The sequence below is a fragment of the Sandarakinorhabdus sp. genome (assembly GCF_031430775.1).
Lineage (GTDB): Bacteria > Pseudomonadota > Alphaproteobacteria > Sphingomonadales > Sphingomonadaceae > Sandarakinorhabdus.
In genome coordinates, this window is record NZ_JANPCD010000194.1 from 1 (window position 1) to 3,432 (window position 3,432).

General features: G+C 67.7%; 3 protein-coding genes. 2 read left to right on the top strand and 1 reads right to left on the bottom strand.

All coding sequences use genetic code 11. The features are described from left to right. A partial coding sequence (locus tag RMQ73_RS12275) for a CoA transferase (protein ID WP_310498541.1) occupies positions 1–1,183 on the top strand: 1,183 nt, incomplete at its 5' end. Continuing rightward, a complete protein-coding gene (locus RMQ73_RS12280; protein WP_310498542.1) occupies positions 1,180–2,832 on the top strand; it encodes an acyl-CoA dehydrogenase family protein in 1,653 nt (550 codons plus the stop codon). The genes RMQ73_RS12275 and RMQ73_RS12280, both read left to right, overlap by 4 nt. Before the next feature lie 78 nt (positions 2,833–2,910). Here the strand turns inward: RMQ73_RS12280 and RMQ73_RS12285 are convergent. Next, positions 2,911–3,432, bottom strand: a 522-nt coding sequence (locus tag RMQ73_RS12285) for a helix-turn-helix domain-containing protein (protein WP_310498543.1), incomplete at its 5' end; no start/stop codon positions are given.

Sequence of the window (3,432 nt, forward strand, 5' to 3'; positions counted from 1 at the left end):
CAGCCGCGTGCTGGCCGGCCCGTGGAGCACGCAGATCCTCGCTGATCTGGGCGCGGATGTCGTCAAGGTCGAGGTGCCGGGCAGGGGTGACGACACCCGCGCCTGGGGGCCGCCTTATCTGCGCACACCCGACGGCGCCGAGGAAATCGGTACGTCGGCCTATTATCTCGCCGCCAACCGCAACAAGCGTTCCATTGCCGTCGATATGACCACGCCCGAGGGCGCGGCGCTGCTGCGCGACCTGGCCTGCCAGGCCGATATCGTGGTGGAAAACTTCAAGGTCGGCGGCCTTGCAAAATATGGCCTGGACTATGCCAGCCTGTCGGCGCTGAAACCCGGCCTTGTCTATTGTTCCATCACCGGCTTTGGCCAGACCGGGCCATATGCGGCGCGCGGCGGTTATGATTTCGTGGCGCAGGGCATGGGCGGCTTCATGTCCATCACCGGCGAGGAGGGCGGCCAGCCGCTGCGGGCCGGCGTCGCCATGGCCGATGTTTCGACCGGCATGTATGCGACAGTCTCCATTCTTGCCGCGCTGCGCCATTCCGAGCGAACCGGGCAGGGGCAGTGGATCGATGTGTCCTTGCTCGACACCCAGATTGCCTGCCTTGCCAACCAAGCGATGAACTGGCTGGTCGGCGGCATCGACCCCGGCCGGCTCGGCAACCGCCATCCGACCGTGGTGCCCTACAAGACGTTCGACGTCGCCGACGGCACGATCATCATCGCCATCGGCAATGATGGGCAATTCCGGCATTTCTGCCGCGAAATGGGCGTTGCCGCGCTGGCGGATGATCCGCGCTTCGCCACCGCCCGCGCCCGGCTCATCAACCGCGATGCCATCGAGGCGATGGTGCAGGAATTGGTGCGCGGTCTGCCTGGCCTGTCGCTGATCGACCGGCTGGTCGCTGCCGGCGTACCATGTGGCCCGGTCAACACGATCTCGCAGGTGTTCGCCGACCCGTTCGTCATCGCGCGTGATACCGTCCACCAGTTCCGCCGCGAAGACGGCGCCACGATCCCCAGCGTCGCCTTTCCGGCAAAACTGTCAGTGACGCCGGCCACCATGCGTTCCCCGCCGCCGCGCAATGGCGAGCATGCCGGCGAAGTCCTCGCCGACTGGCTGGGCGCGGGTGACGACCGTCTCGCTGCTCTTCGGGCCGCCGGCGCGCTGCCCGAATGACGTTGAGCGATCTGCCGGGCCTGATGGCGCAGGCCAACGCCGATATTGCGGTCTTCCTGGCGGCTGCCACTGCCAATGTCCGTGCACAGGTGGCTGGCCCCGATGGCCGCATCGACCGCGCCCGCATCCAGTCAGATCAGCATCTTGTCCATGGCCTCGCCTGGGCCGGCGCGCTGGCGCAAACGCTGGTGCAGGTCGAAAGTTGGGCCATGCGGCTGATGGCGCAAGGGCGCTTTGGCAGCATCGAGGCATTGCTTGCGCAAGGCGCGTTCGCGTCCTTTGGCGGTGAGCTGCAATCCGGCATCCAGATGGCGCAGGGCGAGACAGTACGGCCCGGCCTGCTGGCGCAGCCGGACCTGTCGGGCTGCGCGGCGCTGTCCCGGTTGGTCGCTGCCCATGACGCGGCGGCGCGGGCCGCCATCACGGCGCATCTTCTGGCGGCACAGGGTGAGGCTGTGTTTGGCGACGACGGCCTTGACGGCGATCTCGCCGCCATCCGCGACCAGTTCCACGCCTTTGCGCAGCGCGAGGTCGCGCCCCATGCCCATGGCTGGCATCTGGCAGACGCGCTCATTCCGATGCCGCTGGTCGATCAACTGGGCGCGCTTGGCGTCTTTGGCCTGACCATTCCGGAACGCTTCGGCGGCGCCGGGCTGGGCAAGGCGGCGATGTGCGTCGTGTCCGAACAGCTTTCGCGGGGCTGGATCGGTGTCGGCAGCCTTGCCACCCGCGCCGAAATCGCTGCGGAACTGATCCTGTCCGCCGGCACGCCCGCACAACAGACGCGCTGGTTGCCCGGCATCGCCAGCGGCGCGGTGCTGCCCACGGCGGTGTTCACCGAACCCGGCACCGGGTCCGATCTTGGCGCGCTCACCACCCGCGCCGTGGCAACTGACGGCGGCTGGCAGGTCCATGGCGCCAAGACCTGGATCACCCACGGCGCCCGCGCCGACCTGATGACCTTGCTGGTGCGAACCGAGGCCGGCAGTTCCGGCCAGACTGGCGATCATCGCGGCCTGTCGATGCTGTTGGCGCCCAAGCCGCGCGGCACGGATGCGGACCCGTTTCCCGCTGCCGGCATGTCGGGCAGCGAAATCGGCGTTATCGGATACCGGGGCATGAAGGAATATGAGATCGCGTTCGATGGCTTTGCCGTGCCGGCTGACGCGCTGCTGGGTGGGGTGCGCGGGCGCGGATTCGTGCAGTTGATGGCGACCTTCGAAAGCGCGCGGATACAGACGGCGGCGCGCGCCATTGGCGTGGCACAGGGCGCGCTCGATGCCGCGCTGGACTATGCGGCGGCGCGCCGGCAGTTCGGCCAGCCGCTTGTTGCCCTTCCGCGCGTGTCGGACAAGCTGGCGCGCATGGCGGTGGAGATCATGGCCGTGCGGCAACTGACCCTGGCGGCGGCCGCAGCCAAGGACAGCGGCCAGCGCTGCGACCGCGAGGCCGGCATGGCCAAGCTGCTGGCGGCCCGCACCGCCTGGATGTGCGCCGACAACGGCGTGCAGATCCACGGCGGCAACGGCTTTGCCCTGGAATACCCCGCCAGCCGCCTGCTGGCGGACGCGCGCATATTGTCGATCTTCGAGGGCAGTGCGGAAATTCAGGCGGATGTGATTGCGCGTAGGATGCTGGAGACGGGGTGAGGGTGAGCGAACAGGCTTTGATGCTTGCCTTGCCAAGAAGCGCCAAGCCGAATGTCTGCTTGCGTCAGGGGCCGACGATCACCCCCCGCGGTGCCTCCCGCCGCCCTTCGGTCGCTCCGCCGCCCTCGCCGTCTGGACCTCGCGCGGGCTTTTCCCGGTCCAGCGTTTGAAAGCACGGGAGAAGGCGGCGGGTTCGGAGAAGCCGACAAGATAGGCGGCTTCGTTGACCGAGACCCTGGCGCCGGTGAGGTAGCGTAGCGCCATGCGGAGGCGCAGGGCGTCGAGCAGCTGTTCATAGCTGGCATCCTCGGACTTCAGCTTGCGAAACAGGGTCTGGCGGCTGAAGCCTAGCGTGCGGGCAACGATGTCCGCGCTTACATCGCCCGTGTGCAGAAGCGGCAGCAGCACGGCCTCGACTCGGCCGCGAACGGTCTTCTGGTCCTCAAGCTCTTGCAGCAGATCGTCGGCCCGCTGGATCAGGACGCCGAAGACATAGCGCGGCTGCAGCGCGACTGGCCAGGTGGCAATCTGCGGATCGAACCGCATGGCGTTCCAGCCGCTGGAAAAGGTCACCGGGCACTGGAAGATGCGATCATATTC